Genomic DNA, 20,408 nt, shown 5'->3' on the forward strand with positions numbered 1-20,408 from the left:
CGGCGGCAGACCGGCCGCCTCTCCCGCCCCTTGAAGAGCCTCCTCCACCATGGGACGGGGCAGTTCACCGGAGGCGACGAACCGGCCCAGCGCCCGCGCTGCGCGCAGCAGGGTGGCGTTGCGTCCGCCCTCCTGTGTGGCGGCGACGGTGGCGGTCTCGTGCCGCAGGGCCGCCTCCGCGTAGCGACCCCGACGCCCCGCAGCCACGACCGGCAGCGGGGCGGGCGTGGTGGGGCGGTTGACGGGGTGCGGTGGGGCGAGGATGGCAAGCAGCCACTGCGGCACCGGCCGCAGCAGCGCAGGCCCGTCGACCCGGTAGCGGAAGCCGTCGACCACGCTGCCCGCGGCAACGACGTAGCCGCCGTGGGCGCGGGTGTCCACGAGCGGGGCCAGGGTTCCGACGGTGTTGGACAGGCGGGTGCCGCCCGGCGAAGTGAAGTACAGGTGGGCTCCGCCGCTCGCGGTCCGGATCGTGCGCGTCGTGGGGACGGGCTGCCCGTGGCGCTCGCAGAGCGCCTTGAAGGACGCCGCGTCTGCTGCCGCGAGGGCGGCACTTAGCAGGTCGCCGCTCATGCTGCGCTCCTGTCGATGAGCAGGGTCTGCTGGTGGGTGGGGATGGCGCTGATCACGCGGGTGCGCCAGTTGAGGGCGTAGTCGATGCAGTTGGCGCAGTTCTTGTGCGTGTGGCCGGTCAGGGGCGGCCGGCGGCGGGCGTGGGAGCTCCAGGCGGCGGAGTCCGCGGAAGCGAGCAGATGCCCGACGCGTTCCAGACCGAGGATCTTGAAGCCGAAGCCGTGCAGCTTGAAGCCGTGGGCGGCCATGGCGGTGACGATCGCGGCGCCCTCGCGGGTGGACTGCAACCGGCACACCGAACCGAGCCCCACCACCGGCTCACGCCGCAGGTTGACGCCTGCCTTCTCGTACAGCTCCACGCACCGCTCGTACTCGGGGATGCTTCGCCCTTGCAGGACGGGAGCGATACGCAGGTCGGGGGCGAGGGAGCGCAGTTCGAGGAAGTTGGCGACGGTGCGGCGCTGGTGTTCGGCGACGCTGAGGTGGGTTCCGACGAAGTGCTGCCCTTGGAAGGTGCCGCCGTTGATGATGGCGTCTTCGCACATCCAGTCCTGTTGTGCTGCCCAGTCGTAGGGGCCGACGTGTTCCCAGATGCGGCGCAGGTCATCGACGTACTGGCGGGGCGTGCGGGTCCAGGTGCCCTTGTTCTTCAGCTCCATGAAGCCGCCGGAGTCGATGGCGTAGGGGCCGCGGGCTTCGTCCCACTTGGTGGCGCGGTCGAAGTGCTCGGATTTCAGGAACAGGGGCACGTCGGTCAGGCGCAGCCAGTGCCGCTTGTGGGTCGTCAGGTAAAACCGCATCCCGCCCACGGCGGGAGCTCCCGCCGGTAAGGCTCGCGGGAGGGCGGTGGGTTGGGTCATCCTGGATGCCTCCAGTTCGGTATCAGCGTGCTGGGTTGGCGGCGGCCCCGGTTCTTGGCGGAAGGGGGCCGCCGTCGTCTTGGGTGGTGGGTCAGGCGGCGGCGGTGTCGTCGCCGCGCGTGGCGGTCAGGCGGCCGTCCAGGGTGCGGACGACCGTGCCGCCGGTGGTGAGGGTTTTGACGGCCTTGGACACGGCGCCCTTGGACAGGCCCGTGATGGTGACGACGTCCTTCTGCGCGACCGGTTCGTCGGCGGTCTCGATGGCCTTGAGAACGCGAGCAACGGCACTGTCCGTCGCGGGCTCGTCCGGCGCCGTGTTCGTGACGAGGGTGAGCGTCGAGGCGCCCGCGGCTTCCACCGTGGGCGCGATGGTGCGGGACCACGGGGTGCGGTCGGGCAGGGCAATGACGACGGCCTTGTCCATGTAGCGGACCTTGACGGGGTCCGGCTTGCGCTTGCCATCCCGGATCAGCGCGACACCGGGGACGGGGAGTTCGTCGGCGTTCCAGCCCTTGGCCTGTGCGTCCTCGCCGAGGACGACGCGGGCTTCGGCGGGGGTGCGGACCGCGAGGCAGATGGAGACGCCGATCTGCGGGGCGATCTGCTTGGGGATGCCGTCGTTGATGCTGGGCTTCTGGGTCATCCACCACAGGTCGATGCAGGCGGCGCGGCCCATGCGGGCGATGGACTCCAGGCCGGGCAGCGCGGACCGGGTCACGGTCCGGGTCCTGCCGTCGCCAGTCTCGGCCTCGTAGGGGACCTTGTCGGCGGCCGTCATGACCTCGGCGCCCTCGTCCACGACGACCGTGATGCGCGGCCGGTCGGGGGTGGGGGTCCAGGTGTCCTGGCCCTTGGGCAGGATGCTGAGCCGTTCCAGCATCTCCGTCTCCAGCTCATCGACCACGTCGATGACTTCGCGCGGGGTGGAGGCAACGCGGGCCCGGTGGTCCCACAACCTGCCTTCCACGCGCTTGAGATCGATGATGACGAGCGCGTTCGTGGCACCCTCGGACGCGTCGTACAGCAGCGGCCGGGACGCCACGGACTTGCCCGCGCCGGACCGGCCGGCGATGAGCAGCCGCTCCCCGAGCGGCACGGTGACCTGCTCGCCGGTGACGGTGTCGACACCGAGCGAGCGCCGCTCGGGTGTCCACCTCAGGTCGTCACCGTCGGCCGCGCTGCGGGTGCGCAGGATCAGTTCGGCCCAGCCGCCCTGCTTGCCCGCCTTGATCTGCATGCGCAGGCTCGTGCGAGCGCCGAGCAGGGCTCGGATGTGGTCCTCGGCGGCCCGGAGCTTGGTCGCCGTCCACGTCCCGTCGAGCCGGACGGAGACGACGATGCCCGCCTCGGTCAGCTTGGGCCGGCCGGTCAGCGTCCCGGCGAGGCCGCGCTGTTCGGCGTGGTCCTTCCAGTGCTGCGGCTGAAGACGCTTCAGCAGCGCGGACTCCTCGGCGGTGGGCTTAAGGCCGGTGGTGTCGCGCTCGCGCACGGCCACCCACACGAACAGCGCGGTGACGGCCGCGACGACGGCGACGGCCGACCACACCCACACACGCGTGGGCACCTGCGGGAGCCAGACGTATCCGGCGATGCCGAACGCCGTGGTCGTCTTGGTGGCGAACAGCCACATCGGGTCCGGGACGCGTCGCTTGGCGGTGCGCAGTTCGCGTTCGGCGCGGTGGGGCAGGGAGGTGACGCCCTCGGGGTCGACGGCGCGGGCCCGTTCCAGGGCGGCGCGGGCGTCGCGTCGCTACGGGGCCTGTGGCGGCCGAACAGCCTTCCGGGAGTCAAACCCCACCCGGAAGGGGGCTCAGGCGCCCTGAGAGCCGCCTACGGCCTCGGGGTGTTTCAGTGGCCCTTCCGGCCGCGCTTGCCGGTGCCCTTGCCGCCCTCGGTGACGGAGCGGACGACGGTGACCACGGCCCAGCCGAGCACGAGCGCGATGAAGGCGAGCATCGCCAGGTTCGCGGCGATGGCGGTGAGCACGCCGACGAGCAGCGGGCCGAAGTAGACGCCGGCCGCGACCGCACCGGCACCGACCCCGGAGCCGAGCGCGACGCGCTGCACCGTGCGGTCCGGCGGCGCCTGGTGGATGTGCACCACCTGCGGCCCGGCGGGCTGCTGCGCGGGCAGGGTGGCCGGGTCGGCGTAGACGTGGCTGCCGTCCGGGAGCTGAACGACGGTCAGCGGGCGGTGTGCGGGGAGCTGTTCCATGACGCACCCTCCGGGGCGTTGTCGGGGAAAGCGCAGGCAGTGCACATGCCGAGCGAGGGCGGGATGACGTATCCCGCGTCCCGGCGGCACTCGGGGCATGTGCGGCGGGCGGCGTTGGCCCTGGCCAGAGCCGCCCACTTCGCCGGGGTCATCGGACGCACCGGCTTCGCGCGGTCGATGCGGTAGAGGTAGGCGACCAGCGGGCCCCGCCGGCGCCGTGGCCGCTCCACCTGCGCCGCCACCCCCTGACCACCCGGACGCAAGCCCAGGGCGCGGAGCTGGCGGTAGGTGGCGTAGCCGTCCGGGGCGAGCCGCCACCGGTAGACGGGAAGGGCGCCCATCACACGGCCTGGAGGCCGCGTTCGGCGCGCAGGGTGTCGCGCAGGGCGCGGGCGTTGGCCGGCGAGGTGCGGACCTCACGGCGGATGCCCTCGGCGGTCAACTTGGCGTCCGGCCAATCGGCCGTCGCGTTCCGCGCCTCGGCCAGCAGCTCGTCCGGGGTGCGCTTCGGTCGCGGAGTGCGGGCCACCTCGGGCACGCGGCCCGTTGCCCGGCGCGGCCTGGTCGACTCGACCGCGACCGCGCGCCGCTCGATCGGTGTCACGGGCGGCTGCTCGATGGCCTGGACCGGCTTGGCCGGGACGGTCGACTTCAGGAAGCCGACGGCCACCGGTCGGGGCAGCGGCTTCACGTCCGGCGTGATCGGCGCCGGGATCGATACCGCAAGGTCAGACCTGGACCGATTCCTCTCGGTATTGGTCGATTCCTCCGCATTCGCGATCGAGACTGTGATCGGGCTGGGGCGGTGGTGCAGCACCTTCGCCACGAGGTCGGACCCGAAGTAGATCGACCCGACCGGCAGCGAGGTGGCGAGCAGCACGAGCACCCAGTTCGCCGGGTCCCAGTCCGCCAGTCGACCCCAGTCGACCGATCGGCCGTGGAGCTCCGGGACCAGGCCGTGCACGTAGTTCAACACGAGCGAGGCGATCGTGTAGGCGGCCAGCACCCGCAGCGCGAACACCCGGTCCCGCCCGGCGAGCACGAGCGTCGCGATCAGAGCCAGAGCCATGAGGCCGTCGACAACGAACGGGTACAGCGTCGCGGCCGTACCGTCCGCGCCGATGGCGCCCGCGATGTCGCGCAGCGCGTTCCAGGACACCCGGAAGGCCATCGCGACCACGACGACCAGCGCGAACACGAGAGCGGCGCGCCCCTTGCGGTGCAGGCTCATCGGTTCGCCTCCCCGCCGTCGCGCAGGTCGCCGTACTCCCATGCGAAGGACTCGAATTCCTCGTCCTCGTCGCTCTCCTCACCGGGAGCAACGGGAACGCCGGTGGAGCGCTCGCGAAGGTTCCGCAGCCACCCGACGGCGTTGACGATGGCGCCGACGAGCAAAGCGAGGCGCCACAGCGGTTCGCGCAGCGCCAGCAGACAAGCCGTGGCCCCCAGCATCAGCAGCGAGCCGACACGGAGGACAACCACGGGCAGGGCGCCCGGCGAGAGGTTCGCGCTCATGCGGCACCACCCGGCTGCCCGGCCAGGCCGTTGACGTGGTCGCGGTGAGCGGCGAGCACGCGCCGGCGGGCCCTGCGGATGCGCCGCTCGTCCAGCTCGGACGGGGTGCGGTCGATGACGATGATCTGGGCGTCCAGCAACTCCATCTCCGCGCGGATGACCGGCATCTCCGCGTCGATGGCGTCCAGCTCCGCGTCCGTGGGCTCCATCCACGGCTCGAACGCGGTAACAGCGTCCTGAACAGTGACGATGTGGCTCATTGGGTCGTGTTCCTCTCAGCGATGGAACGGCCCGAACAGCGGCTCCCGGGAGGCACCCCGGGAGCCGCGCGCCGTTGAAGTCGGCAGATCCGGCTCCCCTCAGCACCGCTCGTGCGAGACGAGCAGCGGAGGCAACCGGCCGCAGCAGGCAAGCTGCGGAGAGGTCGATGCGCGATGTAGCCGCGCGGTCCGTCTTTTCAACTCGGGGAGACGGGGCCCACCTATGCAGTTCTCAAGCGATGACTGGCGGCGGGGCCCCCTCGCGGACGACAGAGCTATCCCGAACCAGCACAGCCAGCCCCCGCCCGAAAAGCGGGGGCGGCTTCGCACGACCCAGACTGGACCGGTGGACCGGTCCAGTCAAGCGGCAAGACGTCGTGAAGTGACGGAGCATCAACAAAGCCGCACGTCAGAGACGTCGCATAGCCATGAAAAAAGCTGGACCGGCGGACCGGTCCAGCTAGGCGTTGCCGGATGGGCGACTACATCGCATAGGTATCGATCTGCTCGAAGAGCGAGGACGGCGTCACGCCCTCTTCGCAGACGAGGGGGCGCCCCTGCTCGTCCTTGGCCGTGTGGAGCAGGACGGCAACGGCCGTTCCCAACGGGACACCCAGCCGCTCGGCTTCCACCTCCGTGACAAGGCGCACCGTCGTGATGTCCACGCCCTCAACGGGGAACCGCCCTGTCTGCCGCCGCACGTAGCGCGTCGTACCTTCGGCGATCGGTGCAGTGTCAGCTAGGCGGGGCGCGGCCTCCGCGATCTCAGGAGGAAACCACGCCTCTACACAGCTATTGGGCGTGCCGTCCGGGAGTTGCAGGACCCGCACCCGCCGTAGGGCCAGGACTCCGTCAGCCAGCCCCAACGCGACGGCGACCCGCGACGGAGGCTCGGCCCAGTCCGGTGTCCCGACGCGCTTGAACGGCATGCCTCCCAGGATGCGCGCTGACCCCGCGCGCCGGGCGCCGGCAGGGCGCGCGACGGGAGTTTCTGTCACCACGAAGCCGGTGCCCTGCTTGGCGACGACGACGCCATCATTCCGCAGCACATCTACGGCCTTGATGGCAGTGGCGCGTGACACGCCCCACTGCTCGGCCAGGTCGCGCCCCGACGGGATAACTCCCCCAGGAGGGAACTCACCAGCGGCAATACGGACGCGCAAGGACTCGGCGATCTCTTCGTACTTCAGGACTGCCATGGCTTCCCCTATTCCGGCCGCTGGACTGGTCCACCGGTACACAGGATACTGCGAGCATGTCGAACCTCGAATTGGACGCCTCCGTGATGCGGTTCTACGGCGAGACAGCGAACGAGGACAGCCGCCTGCGAGTCTCGGCAGACGGACGCATGGAACTGGTCCGAACCCAGGAACTTCTCCGCCGCTTCCTGCCCCCCGCACCGGCTCGCGTGCTCGATGTGGGCGGAGCAACGGGGGTTCATGCCGAGTGGCTAGTGAAGGATGGCTATGAGGTCACTCTCGTAGACCCCGTCCCCCGCCACGTCGAGAGTGCGTCGGCCGTCTGTTCAGCGGTCCTCGGTGACGCCCGTGACCTGCGTGAGCCAGACAGCAGTTTCGATGTTGTGCAGCTTCTGGGCCCGCTGTACCACCTCCCCGATCCGGCCGACCGCGCCAAGGCACTGTCGGAGGCGTGCCGTGTCGTGAAGCCGGGCGGCCTGGTAGCTGCGGCCGCAATCAACCGGTATGCCTCGCTCTTCGAGCACGTCACGTACGCCCACCTGCATAAGGAGCGGATTCACGACTCCGTCTCGAAGATTCTTGAGACGGCCACTTACGACGGCGTACGGGGCTTCACTGTCTCCTACTTCCACCGAGCCGAAGAGCTGGTGGCTGAGCTTGTAGCGGCTGGCCTGACAGGCGTGCAGGTCTTCGGTATCGAGGGGCCCGCATGGTCGCTGGTCAAGGCGGCAGAGCAGCAGCCGGGCGAGGGACCCACGGACGATCTGATTGCCTCCGCCTTGGCCGCCGCGCGCATGGCAGAGCCGTACCCGGAGCTGCTTGCCGCCAGCTCGCACCTTCTGGCCGTGGGCACGGCTCCGGACTGATGACTGGGAACTGTTGGCGTACGCCAACCCGTACGCCAACACCAGCGCACAACCGCGTCCCAGTGAGAGCACTGATAGCCTCCATGGTCAGCGCCTCGCTCGCCTGGACACGGCCTGAAAAGCGGAAGGTCGCCGGTTCGACCCCGGCCCCAGCCACAGCCGCCCTTACCAGGGCCTGAGCCCCTCTCCAGGGTCACTGGAGAGGGGCTCTTCGCATAGGGGGAGACATGGGCCGGGACCAGGACAGAGCCAGCCAGGACACCGAGCTGGAGAAGGACCGGGCCCGGTACGGGCTGCTCGCGGTCGTCATCAGCAACCTGTCGATCGCCTCGGTCGCCGCCTTCGGCGTGTGGCAGCTCGACGGGGACAAGGCCGTGATCGTCGGCATCCTCACCGCCGCGTTCACGGCCGTCAGCAGCACGACCACCGCCTACCTGGGCATCAAGGCCGTCTCCAACACCGCGAAGTCGATCGCCCTCGGGGACGGCCAGGCCCGTCGGCACACCGAGGCCGCCCCGCCGGCTCCGCCCGCCCAGCGCACCCCCTAGGCAGCGTGGGCCGGCTGCCGTGATCTGCCGCCCGGATGGCGGTGCCGCCAGATCAGGAAGACCGCGCAGGAGACGACCGCCCAGCCCGCCAGCACCAGGAACGGGAACGCGTGCTGGTGGCCGCGGAAGTACACCGCCGTGTGCTGGGCGTTCACCGAGGCACCGGGCGGCAACCAGCGGCCGATCGTGCCCAGCACGGACGGCAGCAGGGGCCAGGAGACGGCACCGCCGGACGACGGGTTGCCCAGCAGCACCATCAGCCCCCATGTCGGCAGCATGGCCCAGCGCCCGACCAGGGTGTTGAACATCGTGAACACCATGCCCGAGGTGAACATGGTGAAGGCGAGGATCGCCCACGACTCCACGAACGGCAGCCTCAGCGCCCCCAGCAACCAGTCCACCACCGCGGCGATCGTGAACCCGCCGAGCAGGGCGTAGGCGACGGTGAAGGAGATGCGTTCCAGCGGGTTCAGCTCCGACGCGTGCACGCTGAGCTGGATGGCCCCGACGAAGCCGATGATCACGGCGGCCAGGGAGATGTAGAAGATGGCCAGTCCTCTCGGGTCGCCCTTCTGCAACGGCTTCAGGTCGTGGAGCACCACGGTGAGGCCGGTGGCCTTGCCGACCTTCACCGCCGCCTCCCCCAGCACCTGCGCCACCGTCGCCCCGGACGCCCCGGACACGTCGAGGTTGATCGTCCGGCCGCCGGCGGGCGCGTCGACCACCGCGAAGACCTTCTGCTGGTCCACCGCCCGCACCGCGGCCTCCCGGTCGCCGTACGGCTGGAGCTTCAAGGAGGCGCCGAGGGCCTTCTCCATGCCGTCGACGAACCGCCGGGCCGCGGGCTGGTCGTAGGCGCCGGTCACCGCCGTGGGGATGCTGTGCGGGGTCGGGTTCGCCATGGCGTACGTGTAGGAACCCGCGAAGAAGCCGGCCGCGACAGCGATGATCAACAGGAGGACGGTGGCGGGGAGGAAAGGGGATGCCTTGAACGCCGCCCAGCGCTCCGCGCGGGTCGGGGGACGGCCGTGGTCTCCGTGCGGGGAATCAGGCATATCGACCACGCTAGGTCATGCCGTGACATCGCGCCCCGGTCAAATCGTTCGCTTGTTTTTCGCCCCAGGTGAGATCCTGGACCGCGTATGTCTACGCATCCCGCCCCCGCCCTCGGCACCCTCGCACCCCGTCTGACCGAGCTGTCGCTGCGCGACGCGCACCGGCTCGGGCGGCGACTGGAGGGCGCACGCAAGATCCGTAAGCCGGAGGCCCGCGCCGCCGTCCTCGCCGAGATCGACGGCGAGGTCGGCAAGGCCGAGGCCCGGATGGCCGAGCGGCGCTCACGCGTGCCGGCCGTCACCTACCCCGAGCAGCTGCCGGTCAGCCAGAAGAAGGACGAGATCGCGGCCGCCATCCGCGATCACCAGGTCGTCATCGTGGCCGGTGAGACCGGTTCCGGGAAGACCACCCAGATCCCGAAGATCTGCCTGGAGCTGGGCCGGGGCGTGCGCGGCATGATCGGGCACACCCAGCCCCGCAGGATCGCCGCCCGGACCGTCGCCGAGCGGGTCGCGGAGGAGCTGAGGACGCCCCTCGGCGAGTCCGTCGGCTGGAAGGTGCGGTTCACCGACCAGGTGAACCCGGACGCCACCTTCATCAAGCTGATGACGGACGGCATCCTGCTCGCCGAGATCCAGACGGACCGCGAGCTGCGCGCCTACGACACGATCATCATCGACGAGGCGCACGAGCGGTCCCTCAACATCGACTTCCTGCTGGGCTACCTCGCCCAGCTGCTGCCGAAGCGGCCCGACCTGAAGGTCGTCATCACCTCGGCGACCATCGATCCGGAGCGCTTCTCCCGGCACTTCGGAGACGCCCCGATCGTCGAGGTCAGCGGGCGGACCTACCCCGTGGAGGTGCGCTACCGGCCGCTCCTCGAAGAGGAGTCGGACGACGCCGACCGGGACCAGATCACCGCCATCTGCGACGCCGTGGAGGAACTCCAGGCCGAGGGCCCGGGCGACATCCTCGTCTTCCTCTCCGGCGAGCGGGAGATCCGGGACACGGCGGACGCGCTGGAGAAGAAGAAGTACCGCTTCACCGAGGTGCTCCCCCTCTACGCCCGGCTCTCGCACGCCGAGCAGCACCGCGTCTTCCAGCCGCACACCGGGCGCAGGATCGTTCTGGCGACGAACGTCGCCGAGACCTCCTTGACCGTGCCGGGCATCAAGTACGTCATCGATCCCGGCTTCGCCCGGATCAGCCGCTACAGCCACCGCACCAAGGTCCAGCGGCTGCCCATCGAGCCGATCAGCCAGGCCAGCGCGAACCAGCGCAAGGGCCGCTGCGGCCGTACGTCCGACGGCATCTGCATCCGTCTGTACTCCGAGGACGACTTCGTCGCCCGCCCGGAGTTCACGGACGCCGAGATCCTGCGGACGAACCTCGCCTCCGTCATCCTCCAGATGACCGCGGCCGGCCTCGGCGACATCGAGAAGTTCCCCTTCATCGACCCGCCGGACCACCGCAACATCCGCGACGGCGTGCAACTCCTCCAGGAGCTGGGCGCGCTGGACCCGGCCCAGAAGGACCCCCGCAAGCGGCTCACGGACACCGGCCGCAAGCTGGCCCAGCTGCCCGTCGACCCCCGCCTGGCCCGGATGGTCCTGGAGGCCGACAAGAACGGCTGTGTCCGCGAGGTCATGGTCATCGCCGCCGCGCTGTCCATCCAGGACCCGCGCGAGCGTCCGGCCGAGAAGCAGACCCAGGCCGACCAGCAGCACGCCCGCTTCAGGGACGAGACCAGCGACTTCCTCGCCTACCTCAACCTGTGGCGGTACATCCGCGAGCAGCAGCGGGAGCGCGGCTCGTCGTCCTTCCGCCGGATGTGCAAGCAGGAGTACCTGAACTTCCTGCGCATTCGCGAATGGCAGGACATCTACACCCAGCTGCGAACGGTCGCCAAGCAGATGGGCATCCACCCCAACGAGGACGACGCCCCGGCCGACCGGATCCACGTCTCCCTCCTCGCCGGCCTCCTCTCCCACATCGGGATGAAGGACGTGAAGGACGGCAACAAGAACGAGTACCTGGGCGCCCGCAACGCCAAGTTCGCGATCTTCCCGGGCTCCGCGCTGTTCAGGAAGCAGCCGAAGTTCGTGATGTCGGCCGAGCTGGTGGAGACGAGCCGGCTCTGGGCGCGGGTGAACGCCAAGATCGAGCCGGAGTGGGTCGAGCCGCTGGCCGGGCACCTGCTCAAGCGGACGTACAGCGAACCGCACTGGGAGAAGGACCAGGCGGCCGTGATGGCGTACGAGAAGGTCACGCTGTACGGCGTACCGATCGTCGCCCAGCGGAAGGTGAACTACGGCCGGATCGACCCGGAGGTCTCCCGCGAGCTGTTCATCCGCAACGCGCTCGTGGAGGGCGACTGGCGCACCCACCACAAGTTCTTCGCCGACAACCGCAAGCTGCTCAGCGAGGTCGAGGAGCTGGAGCACCGCGCCCGGCGCCGGGACATCGTGGTCGACGACGACACGCTCTTCGAGTTCTACGACCAGCGGGTGCCCGAACACGTCGTCTCCGGCGCCCACTTCGACTCCTGGTGGAAGCGCAAGCGCCAGGAGCAGCCGGACTTCCTGGACTTCGAGCGGGAGATGCTCATCCGGGAGTCGGCGGAGGCGGTCACCAAGGCCGACTATCCCGACACCTGGCGGCAGGGGCAGCTCAAGTTCCGGGTGACGTACCAGTTCGAGCCGGGCGCGGACGCCGACGGTGTGACGGTCCACATCCCGCTCCAGGTCCTCAACCAGGTCACGGACGAGGGCTTCGACTGGCAGATCCCGGGCCTGCGCGAGGAGGTGGTGACGGAGCTGATCCGTTCCCTGCCGAAGCCGATCCGCCGCAACTACGTCCCGGCGCCGAACTACGCGAAGAGGTTCCTGGAGAAGGCGGTGCCCCTCCAGGAGCCGCTGACGGTGACGATGGCGCGCGAGCTGAAACGGATGGTCGGTGTTCCGTTCGAGGCGGACGACTTCGACTGGGCCAGGATCCCCGACCACCTGAAGATCACGTTCCGGATCGTTGACGAGCGGCGCCGGAAGCTGGCCGAGGACAAGGACCTGGAGGCGCTGAAGCTGCGGCTGAAGCCGAAGGCACGCAAGGCCCTGTCGCAGGCCGCGGCGGCGACCGCGTCCCGCGAGGGCGGGGAGTCCCTGGAGCGCAAGGGCCTGACGGACTGGACGATCGGCACCCTCACCCGCGTCTTCGAGACACGCCGGGCCGGCCAGCCGGTCAAGGCCTATCCGGCGCTGGTGGACGACGGTGACACGGTCTCGGTCCGCCTCTTCGACACGGAGGAGGAGCAGGCGGAGGCCATGTGGAAGGGCACCCGCCGCCTCATCCTGCGCAACATCCCGGTGAACCCGGCGAAGTTCGCGTCCGAAAAGCTGACGAACGCCCAGAAGCTCGCCCTGTCGGCCAACCCCCACGGTTCGATCCAGGCCCTGTTCGACGACTGCGCGATGGCCGCCGCGGACAAGCTGATCGCGGACTTCGGGGGGCCGGCGTGGGACGAGGAGTCGTACCGGAAGCTGTACGACAAGGTGCGGGCGGAGATCGTGGACACCACGGTCCGTACGGTCGCCCAGGTGCAGCAGGTCCTCGCCGCCTGGCAGGCCTGTGAGCGCCGTCTGAAGGCCGTCCGCAGCCCCGCGCTGCTCGCGAACCTGACCGACGTCCGCAAGCAGCTGGACGCCCTCGTGAAGCCCGGTTTCGTCACCTGGGCGGGCATACGGCGCCTGCCCGACCTGATGCGCTACCTGGTGGCCGCGGACCGGCGCCTGCAGCAGATGCCGACGAACGTCCAGCGGGACACGACCCGCATGGAGAAGGTCCACGAGATGCAGGACGAGTACGCCTGGCTCCTGGAGCAGCTCCCGAAGGGCCGCCCGGTGCCGCCCGCCGTCCTGGACATCCGCTGGATGCTGGAGGAGCTGCGGGTCAGCTACTTCGCCCACGCGCTGGGCACGGCGTACCCCGTCTCCGACAAGCGGATCATCAAGGCGATCGACGCGGCCGTCCCGTAATCGCTCCCGTACGGAGGGTGAGTTCGACCAGGAGCCTCACCCTCCTGTACAGTCTCTTCTCGCAGCGCAACGCACGAAAAGCGCCGCGAAACAAGGTCCTGTGGAGCAGTTTGGAGTGCTCGCCACCCTGTCAAGGTGGAGGCCGCGGGTTCAAATCCCGTCAGGACCGCATAATGGCTGAGGCCCGCATCCCGCGAGGGAGAGCGGGCCTCACTCATATCCCCAGAAGTTCGGGCCCGCATCCCCCAGAGGACAGCGGGCCTCTGAATGCGCGAAGCCCGGCAGGGCCGAAGGGGGCTGGGGACACGGCCCCGAGGGGCGCCCCCGGCGCCGGCACCCGTCAGCCCGGCCCAACCTGCGGAGCCCCCCGTCGTCTTGACGGCGTCACATTCCCTCGGTACTCAGGGAGCAGGGCTCGTTCCCTCTGTGCGGCCCCCGGAGGTGGCGTATGGCGGCGTCGGTCAGGCATGAGACGCGGGCGCTCCTGAGGGCGCATCTGTCGGCCGCCTCCTCCTACGGGCACCTCACCCGCCACTGTCCCATCTGCCACCGCCTGCTGCGGCTGGCGATGGATGCCGCCCCGCAGACCCAGGAGGCCGAACAGGAGGCCCCCGAGGACGGCGAGGACACTCGCCGCCCCTGACCCCCGTCGGCCCCAACCTCCGTACGAGCGTGGGAATCTGACGCACGCGCCCCGCCCGAAAGCTCCTTTAACGCATGCGAGCCGCAGGCAACAAGCACCCAGAGGTGTGACGGGAGTCACCGCGTGAGTTTTTGGAACAGCGGTACTTACCCCCCTCATACAACGGGTCAATTTAATATGTGCAATTGCACCGCTCCCAGGGGTCGCACACAGCTGTTCCGACACCCCTCCCCAGACTCCGACAAGGACGCTCACAAGCGCCGCCCACGCTCCGCGACCTGCGCACAAAAAAGATCGCGCTGGACCCGGCGGAGTCCAGCGCGATCTACGACGCACCCTGTGTCGCTTGCCTACAACGTTCTCTTCGGCCTGGGCGAGGGGCCTGTTGGGGCAGGTCCCGCGTCGCTTGGAGCTAGGGTTCCGGGCGCCTCGGCCAGTGGGGGGACCGACCGTCTTGCCCGGTTATGCAGTTGTTCAGGCCTCGCTGCGCTGCTGCGGGATGCCCGCGAGCAGAGCGCGGACCTCGGCCTCGCGGTAGCGGCGGTGCCCGCCGAGCGTACGGATGGACGTGAGCTTGCCGGCCTTCGCCCACCGCGTGACCGTCTTGGGGTCGACGCGGAACATGGTGGCGACCTCAGCCGGGGTCAGCAGCGGCTCGGCATCAGGGGTGCGAGCGGTCATGAGCGGCCTCCTCGGGAGAACCGAACCTTCTCGGTTCTTTCCTCTAAATTCTGCACCTTGACCCGCGTTGCCCGAAATGGCGGACGCGAGTCGAGTCGGTTATAGGACGAACGGCTTGTCCTCGGCACTACAACTACACCATCTGTCCAGCCGCGTCGGCCAAACCGATGGAATTGCCCTCCCAGGTGTTCATCAGCGACGGAAGCCGATGGACCATGCCATAGCGGACAGTCACGCCACTGTGACGATCAGTCACAGGACGATCAGAGGTCACCAGACCCCCCAAAAGCGTGCAATGCTGAGAATCCGCCCATGATGGAGCACAGTTGGACGGATGGAGCCCTCCCCGGACTCCTTGTCCTATTTTGGCACGAGGGGTGCCAAGAGGCGCAAGAGCCGGGTAAGTGCCGTCCATCACCCTTGAGACATACGTCCAGATCGGGACCAACGTCCCGTCAGGTGGTCTAAGCGAGTAGAACGTACGTCCTCTGTCACCGATTTGACCGTGACGTACGTCACTCAGTTCGCGGAGCGCCGGTCCCGTACCGCCCGCCACCGCTCCACCAGCCGCCCGTACGCCTCCCCGGCGGCCGCCCCGTCACCCCGGCGCAGCGCCTCGATCCCGGCCGCCACGTCCGCCGCCGAATGGTCGCCCTCCAGCTCGCCGGCCGGCAGCACGTGCACCAGGCCGCCGTAGTCCAGCTCCACCAGCGAGCGCGGGTGGAACTCCTCCAGCCAGCGGCCGACGTCCACCAGGCCGTCGATCAGCGGGCCCTCCTCGACGGCGTCCTTCAGCGTGCGCAGCGCCCGCGCCACCCGGCGCCGGGCCTGCACCATCGGCGTGCGGTAGCGCAGCACCGGGGGCACGTCGGCGGTCCCCTTGTCGTACCGCCGCTCCTCGTCCGAGACCAGCACGAACCAGTTCAGCGGCACCTGCCAGGTCGCCGTGCGGATCCACGGGCGCGCGTCGGGGTTGCGGGCGAGCCAGCGCTCGTAGTCCTGGGCGGCCTGCCGGCGCACCACCGGGGGCAGCACCGCGTCCAGCACCGGCGCGGGCAACTCCTCCGCCAGCTCCTCCAGGGCCTGCCAGCCGCGCAGCCGGGTCCGCCAGGGGCACACGCAGACCACCCCGTCGACCTCCAGCACGAAGGCGTCGCCGCTCTCGTGCACCGGCACCGCGATCGGCGGGATGGGCAGCAGGTCGGCCAGGGAGCGACGCAGTTCGTCCTGGTAGGAGGGGCGGTCGGGGCGGCGGGCGTAGCGCGCCCAGTGCCCGCGCTCCGGCTCCGGGAAGGCGCCCAGCGGCTCGTACACGCGCAGGTACGCGGCATAGGGGACGACCACGGAGGACACCTTCGGCACGCCTGCTCCCTCCCCATCGGACCCGGCTCGAAACCACTGCAAATCGTGCCACGCTCATACGTGCACAGCGGGCCCCGGAGAGTGATCCTGAACACTGCGCGGATGGTGAGGGAACCGAGGCTCTACGCTCATGCCACGGCTCCCCGCCACCCGTACGGGGACCGACCCCACTCGCCGCTAGTACACAGGAGTCACCACAGTGACCGACGTAACCGGCGCGTCTGCTGATGTCCTGCACGCCCTGTTCCATTCGGACCAGGGCGGCCATGAGCAGGTCGTGCTCTGCCAGGACCGCGCCACCGGCCTCAAGGCCGTGATCGCCATCCACTCCACCGCCCTGGGCCCCGCCCTCGGCGGCACGCGCTTCTACCCGTACGCGAACGAGGCCGAGGCCGTGGCCGACGCCCTCAACCTCGCGCGCGGCATGTCCTACAAGAACGCCATGGCCGGGCTCGACCACGGCGGCGGCAAGGCCGTGATCATCGGCGATCCGGAGCGCGACAAGACCGAGGAGCTGCTCCTCGCCTACGGCCGCATGGTCGCCTCCCTCGGCGGCCGCTACGTCACCGCGTGCGACGTCGGCACGTACGTGGCAGACATGGACGTGGTGGCCCGCGAGTGCCGCTGGACCACCGGCCGCTCCCCCGAGAACGGCGGCGCCGGCGACTCCTCCGTGCTCACCGCCTTCGGCGTCTACCAGGGCATGCGCGCCTCCGCCCAGCACCTGTGGGGCGACCCCTCGCTGCGCGGCCGCAAGGTCGGCATCGCCGGCGTCGGCAAGGTCGGCCGCCACCTGGTGAAGCACCTGCGCGACGAGGGCGCGGAGGTCGTGATCACGGACGTGCGCGTGGACGCCGTCCAGCGGATCCTGGAGCAGTACCCCGCGGGGGTGACGGCCGTCGCCTCCACCGAGGAGCTGATCCGGGTCGAGGGGCTCGACATCTACGCCCCCTGCGCCCTCGGCGGCGCCCTGAACGACGACACCGTCCCGGTGCTCACCGCCAGGGTGGTCTGCGGCGCGGCCAACAACCAGCTGGCCCACCCGGGCGTGGAGAAGGACCTCGCCGACCGCGGGATCCTCTACGCGCCGGACTACGTGGTGAACGCCGGCGGGGTGATCCAGGTGGCCGACGAGCTGCACGGGTTCGACTTCGACCGGTGCAAGGCGAAGGCGGCGAAGATCTTCGACACCACGCTGGCCATATTCGCACGTGCGAAGGAAGACGGGATTCCGCCGGCCGCGGCGGCCGACCGGATCGCCGAGCAGCGGATGGCCGACGCCCGCGCGACCCTCGCCGCGCGCTGAGCCGATCGCACACATGAGCGGTACCCGTCGGCGGGAACTTAGAGAGAACTCTCACTTCCACCGGCGGGTCGTTCCCCGATAAGTGGTTAAAATCGCCACTGACCAGCGAGGACAGGGCGCCTCGAAGGTCCTGGGCACACGCGCGTGCTGCGGGCGACGTACCGTATGGGCGCGGGCTCAGGTACCGTGGAAGCCCTACGGACCGGCCTCTCCATGGAGAGTCCGTTCCAGATCATGAACGCGTGTCAGACTCTGGGGCCGTCGAGCCCCGTCGTTGAGGGGGTCGAGCCATGGGGCGCGGCCGGGCCAAGGCCAAGCAGACGAAGGTCGCCCGCCAGCTGAAGTACAACAGCGGCGGGACGGACCTCTCACGCCTGGCCGAGGAGCTGGGCGCATCGACGTCGAATCAGTCGCCGAACGGCGACCGCTTCACGGACGATGAGCATGACGACGACGACCTGTACTCCCGCTACGCCGACCTCTATGAGGACGACGACGAGGACGAGGACGAAGGTCCCGCACAGCACCGTCGAGGCGCTTGACCTTGCATTGAGCACCAGTCCGGTCGGTGGCACAGCCACCGACCGGCTTCTGTGCTGTCCGCAGGGTCAGACCGCGTAGTCGCCGACCAGCTCCGCGCCGGTCGTCTTCTCGCCACGCTCGGTGATCTCACCGGCGACCCAGGCGTCGACGCCCCGGTCGGCCAGCGTCGCGAGGGCGACCTCCGCGGATTCCTCCGGGACGATCGCGATCATGCCGACGCCCATGTTGAGGGTCTTCTCCAGCTCCAGGCGCTGGACGTTCCCGGTCTTCCCGACCAGGTCGAAGATCGCGCCCGGGGTCCAGGTGGAGCGGTCGACCACGGCGTGCAGCCCGTCCGGGATCACCCGGGCCAGGTTCGCGGCGAGCCCGCCACCGGTGACGTGGCTGAACGCGTGCACCTCGGCCGTGCGGGTCAGCGCCAGGCAGTCCAGCGAGTAGATCTTCGTGGGCTCCAGCAGTTCCTCGCCGAGGGTGCGGCCCAGCTCCGCGACCTGGGTCTCCAGGGCCATCCCGGCACGGTCCAGCAGGACGTGGCGGACCAGGGAGTACCCGTTCGAGTGAAGTCCGGAGGACGCCATGGCGATCACGGCGTCACCCGTGCGGATGCGATCCGCGCCGAGCAGCCGGTCCGCCTCCACAACGCCCGTACCGGCGCCGGCGACGTCGAAGTCGTCCTCGCCCAGCAGGCCGGGGTGTTCGGCCGTCTCACCGCCCACCAGGGCGCATCCGGCCAGCACACAGCCTTCCGCGATGCCCTTGACGATGGCCGCGACACGCTCGGGGTGCACCTTGCCGACGCAGATGTAGTCGGTCATGAACAGCGGCTCGGCGCCGCACACCACGATGTCGTCCATGACCATGGCGACCAGGTCGTGGCCGATGGTGTCGTAGACGCCCATCCGGCGCGCGACGTCGACCTTCGTGCCGACGCCGTCCGTGGCGGAGGCGAGCAGCGGGCGCTCGTAGCGCTTGAGGGCGGAGGCGTCGAAGAGCCCGGCGAAGCCGCCGAGGCCGCCCAGCACCTCGGGGCGCTGGGTCTTCTTCACCCACTCCTTCATGAGCTCTACGGCGCGGTCTCCCGCTTCGATGTCGACGCCCGCGGCTGCGTAGCTGGCACCAGTCGTCTCAGACATGGGGTGAGAACTTTCGTGTCGTACGGCAGAACTTACGGGCGGCGGATCGCGTCGGTCGCCGCGGTCGCGGCCGGACCGGCCGCCAGCTCGGTCTCCAGCAGCTGCTTGCCGAGCAGCTCCGGGTCCGGCAGCTCCATCGGGTACTCGCCGTCGAAGCAGGCGCGGCACAGGTTCGGCTTGGCGATCGTGGTCGCCTCGATCATGCCGTCGATGGAGATGTAGGCGAGCGAGTCGGCGCCAAGGCTGGTGCCGATCTCCTCGATGGTCATGCCGTTGGCGATCAGCTCCGCGCGCGTGGCGAAGTCGATGCCGAAGAAGCAGGGCCACTTCACGGGCGGGGAGGAGATCCGGATGTGGACCTCGGCGGCGCCCGCCTCGCGGAGCATGCGCACCAGGGCCCGCTGGGTGTTGCCGCGCACGATCGAGTCGTCCACGACGACCAGGCGCTTGCCCTTGATGACTTCCTTCAGCGGGTTCAGCTTCAGGCGGATGCCCAGCTGGCGGATGGTCTGCGAGGGCTGGATGAACGTACGGCCGACGTAGGCGTTCTTCACGAGACCCGCGCCGAAGGGGATGCCGGAGGCCTCCGCGTACCCGATGGCGGCCGGAGTGCCGGACTCCGGGGTCGCTATGACCAGATCGGCCTCTACGGGGGCTTCCTTGGCCAGCCGGCGGCCCATCTCCACACGGGAGAGGTAGACGTTCCGGCCGGCGATGTCGGTGTCCGGACGGGCCAGGTACACGTACTCGAAGACACAGCCCTTGGGCTTCGCTTCCGCGAATCGGGAGCTGCGCAGGCCGTTCTCGTCGATGGCGACGAACTCGCCCGGCTCGATCTCGCGGACGAAGCTGGCGCCGGTGATGTCCAGCGCGGCGGTCTCGGAGGCGACCACCCAGCCGCGCTCCAGCCGGCCGAGGACCAGCGGGCGGATGCCCTGCGGGTCGCGGGCGGCGTAGAGGGTGTGCTCGTCCATGAAGACGAGCGAGAAGGCGCCCTTGACCCGCGGGAGCACCGCGTGCGCGGCCTCCTCGATGGTCAGCGGCTTGCCGTCCTCGTCGACCTGGGCGGCCAGCAGGGCCGTCAGCAGGTCGGTGTCGTTGGTGGCCGCGACCCGGGTGGAGCGGCTGTTGTTGTCGTTGGGCAGGTCGGCGACCATCTCGGCGAGCTGCGCCGTGTTGACCAGGTTGCCGTTGTGGCCGAGCGCGATCGAACCGTGCGCGGTGGCGCGGAACGTCGGCTGGGCGTTCTCCCACACGGAGGCCCCGGTGGTCGAGTAGCGGGCGTGTCCGACCGCGATGTGACCCTGGAGCGAACCGAGCGAGGTCTCGTCGAAGACCTGGGAGACCAGGCCCATGTCCTTGAAGACGAGGATCTGGGAGCCGTTGCTGACCGCGATTCCCGCGGATTCCTGACCCCGGTGCTGGAGGGCGTAGAGCCCGAAGTACGTGAGCTTTGCGACCTCTTCACCCGGAGCCCAGACGCCGAAGACGCCGCAAGCGTCCTGGGGGCCCTTCTCGCCGGGAAGCAGATCGTGATTGAGTCGACCGTCACCACGTGGCACGCCACCGAGTGTAGGCGAGGTCGACCACTGGTCCGAATTGGGGATGCGCGCCCGTA

20 protein-coding genes and 1 tRNA gene are annotated in these 20,408 nt (G+C 69.8%); 7 read left to right on the forward strand and 14 right to left on the reverse strand.

Annotation, left to right across the window (positions count from 1 at the left end):
- The 9 genes from OO52_RS41055 to OO52_RS41095 all read right to left on the reverse strand — a co-directional run.
- On the reverse strand, positions 1–573 hold a 573-nt coding region (locus OO52_RS41055; protein ID WP_037671323.1), incomplete at its 3' end, for a bifunctional DNA primase/polymerase.
- On the reverse strand, positions 570–1,373 hold the full coding sequence (locus OO52_RS41060) for a DUF7221 family queuine tRNA-ribosyltransferase-like protein (RefSeq protein WP_030656868.1): 804 nt from the start codon (positions 1,371–1,373) through the stop codon (positions 570–572). The genes OO52_RS41055 and OO52_RS41060, both read right to left, overlap by 4 nt.
- A 151-nt stretch (positions 1,374–1,524) precedes the next feature.
- Complete coding sequence (locus OO52_RS41065) at positions 1,525–3,063, reverse strand: MarR family transcriptional regulator (RefSeq protein WP_030656870.1); 1,539 nt, start codon at positions 3,061–3,063, stop codon at positions 1,525–1,527.
- A gap of 218 nt (positions 3,064–3,281) precedes the next feature.
- On the reverse strand, positions 3,282–3,647 hold the full coding sequence (locus tag OO52_RS41070) for a DUF6251 family protein (RefSeq protein WP_030656873.1): 366 nt from the start codon (positions 3,645–3,647) through the stop codon (positions 3,282–3,284).
- Positions 3,617–3,988: an RRQRL motif-containing zinc-binding protein gene (locus OO52_RS41075; RefSeq protein WP_037630859.1), complete on the reverse strand. Its 372-nt coding sequence runs from the start codon at positions 3,986–3,988 to the stop codon at positions 3,617–3,619. The genes OO52_RS41070 and OO52_RS41075 overlap by 31 nt, the downstream gene beginning before the upstream one ends.
- Positions 3,988–4,878, reverse strand: coding sequence for a DUF2637 domain-containing protein (locus OO52_RS41080; RefSeq protein WP_030656884.1), 891 nt, complete (start codon positions 4,876–4,878; stop codon positions 3,988–3,990). Before OO52_RS41080 ends, OO52_RS41075 begins: the two co-directional genes overlap by 1 nt.
- Positions 4,875–5,162 carry a hypothetical protein gene (locus OO52_RS41085; protein ID WP_030656889.1) on the reverse strand — a complete coding sequence of 96 codons (288 nt, stop codon included), beginning with the start codon at positions 5,160–5,162 and terminating at the stop codon, positions 4,875–4,877. Before OO52_RS41085 ends, OO52_RS41080 begins: the two co-directional genes overlap by 4 nt.
- A complete protein-coding gene (locus OO52_RS41090) occupies positions 5,159–5,422 on the reverse strand; it encodes a DUF6284 family protein (protein WP_030656891.1) in 264 nt (87 codons plus the stop codon). Before OO52_RS41090 ends, OO52_RS41085 begins: the two co-directional genes overlap by 4 nt.
- 482 nt (positions 5,423–5,904) lie before the next feature.
- Positions 5,905–6,621 carry a GntR family transcriptional regulator gene (locus OO52_RS41095; protein WP_030656893.1) on the reverse strand — a complete coding sequence of 239 codons (717 nt, stop codon included), beginning with the start codon at positions 6,619–6,621 and terminating at the stop codon, positions 5,905–5,907.
- Positions 6,622–6,677: 56 nt separating this feature from the next.
- Between OO52_RS41095 and OO52_RS41100 the strand changes: the two genes are divergently transcribed.
- Positions 6,678–7,487, forward strand: coding sequence for a class I SAM-dependent methyltransferase (locus OO52_RS41100; protein ID WP_030656895.1), 810 nt, complete (start codon positions 6,678–6,680; stop codon positions 7,485–7,487).
- Positions 7,488–7,714: 227 nt separating this feature from the next.
- Positions 7,715–8,035: a hypothetical protein gene (locus OO52_RS41105; RefSeq protein ID WP_030656898.1), complete on the forward strand. Its 321-nt coding sequence runs from the start codon at positions 7,715–7,717 to the stop codon at positions 8,033–8,035.
- On the opposite strand, the gene OO52_RS41110 is transcribed toward OO52_RS41105, so the two are convergent.
- Positions 8,032–9,090, reverse strand: a complete 1,059-nt coding sequence (locus tag OO52_RS41110) for a membrane protein (RefSeq protein ID WP_030656900.1) — start codon at positions 9,088–9,090, stop codon at positions 8,032–8,034. The genes OO52_RS41105 and OO52_RS41110 overlap by 4 nt on opposite strands.
- An 87-nt stretch (positions 9,091–9,177) precedes the next feature.
- On the opposite strand from OO52_RS41110, the gene hrpA reads away from it, so the two are divergent.
- From hrpA to OO52_RS41125, 3 genes are all read left to right on the forward strand, one after another.
- Complete coding sequence (gene hrpA / locus OO52_RS41115) at positions 9,178–13,122, forward strand: ATP-dependent RNA helicase HrpA (RefSeq protein WP_030656902.1); 3,945 nt, start codon at positions 9,178–9,180, stop codon at positions 13,120–13,122.
- A 94-nt stretch (positions 13,123–13,216) separates the two neighbouring features.
- Positions 13,217–13,291 (forward strand) — tRNA-Asp (locus OO52_RS41120).
- Between the two features lie 279 nt (positions 13,292–13,570).
- Positions 13,571–13,765, forward strand: a complete 195-nt coding sequence (locus tag OO52_RS41125) for a DUF6274 family protein (RefSeq protein WP_030656903.1) — start codon at positions 13,571–13,573, stop codon at positions 13,763–13,765.
- A gap of 474 nt (positions 13,766–14,239) precedes the next feature.
- On the opposite strand, the gene bldC is transcribed toward OO52_RS41125, so the two are convergent.
- Positions 14,240–14,446: a developmental transcriptional regulator BldC gene (gene bldC, locus OO52_RS41130; protein ID WP_003949541.1), complete on the reverse strand. Its 207-nt coding sequence runs from the start codon at positions 14,444–14,446 to the stop codon at positions 14,240–14,242.
- A 519-nt stretch (positions 14,447–14,965) separates the two neighbouring features.
- A complete protein-coding gene (locus OO52_RS41135; RefSeq protein WP_030656905.1) occupies positions 14,966–15,808 on the reverse strand; it encodes a hypothetical protein in 843 nt (280 codons plus the stop codon).
- A gap of 199 nt (positions 15,809–16,007) precedes the next feature.
- Between OO52_RS41135 and OO52_RS41140 the strand changes: the two genes are divergently transcribed.
- Entirely contained in the window at positions 16,008–17,114 is a 1,107-nt protein-coding gene (locus OO52_RS41140; protein WP_030656909.1) for a Leu/Phe/Val dehydrogenase, read from the forward strand.
- Between the two features lie 290 nt (positions 17,115–17,404).
- Positions 17,405–17,656: a DUF3073 domain-containing protein gene (locus OO52_RS41145; protein WP_030656912.1), complete on the forward strand. Its 252-nt coding sequence runs from the start codon at positions 17,405–17,407 to the stop codon at positions 17,654–17,656.
- Between the two features lie 66 nt (positions 17,657–17,722).
- Here OO52_RS41145 and purM read toward each other — a convergent pair whose 3' ends face one another.
- Together purM and purF are read right to left on the reverse strand one after the other, a co-directional pair.
- Positions 17,723–18,790 (reverse strand): phosphoribosylformylglycinamidine cyclo-ligase, encoded by a 1,068-nt coding sequence (gene purM, locus OO52_RS41150; protein ID WP_030656914.1) that lies wholly within the window; start codon positions 18,788–18,790, stop codon positions 17,723–17,725.
- A 32-nt stretch (positions 18,791–18,822) separates the two neighbouring features.
- Positions 18,823–20,352 carry an amidophosphoribosyltransferase gene (purF, locus tag OO52_RS41155; RefSeq protein ID WP_030656916.1) on the reverse strand — a complete coding sequence of 510 codons (1,530 nt, stop codon included), beginning with the start codon at positions 20,350–20,352 and terminating at the stop codon, positions 18,823–18,825.
- Positions 20,353–20,408: the final 56 nt, after the last annotated feature.

Origin of the sequence: Streptomyces flaveolus, from assembly GCF_000716535.1 — a bacterium.
Taxonomy (GTDB): domain Bacteria; phylum Actinomycetota; class Actinomycetes; order Streptomycetales; family Streptomycetaceae; genus Streptomyces; species Streptomyces flaveolus_A.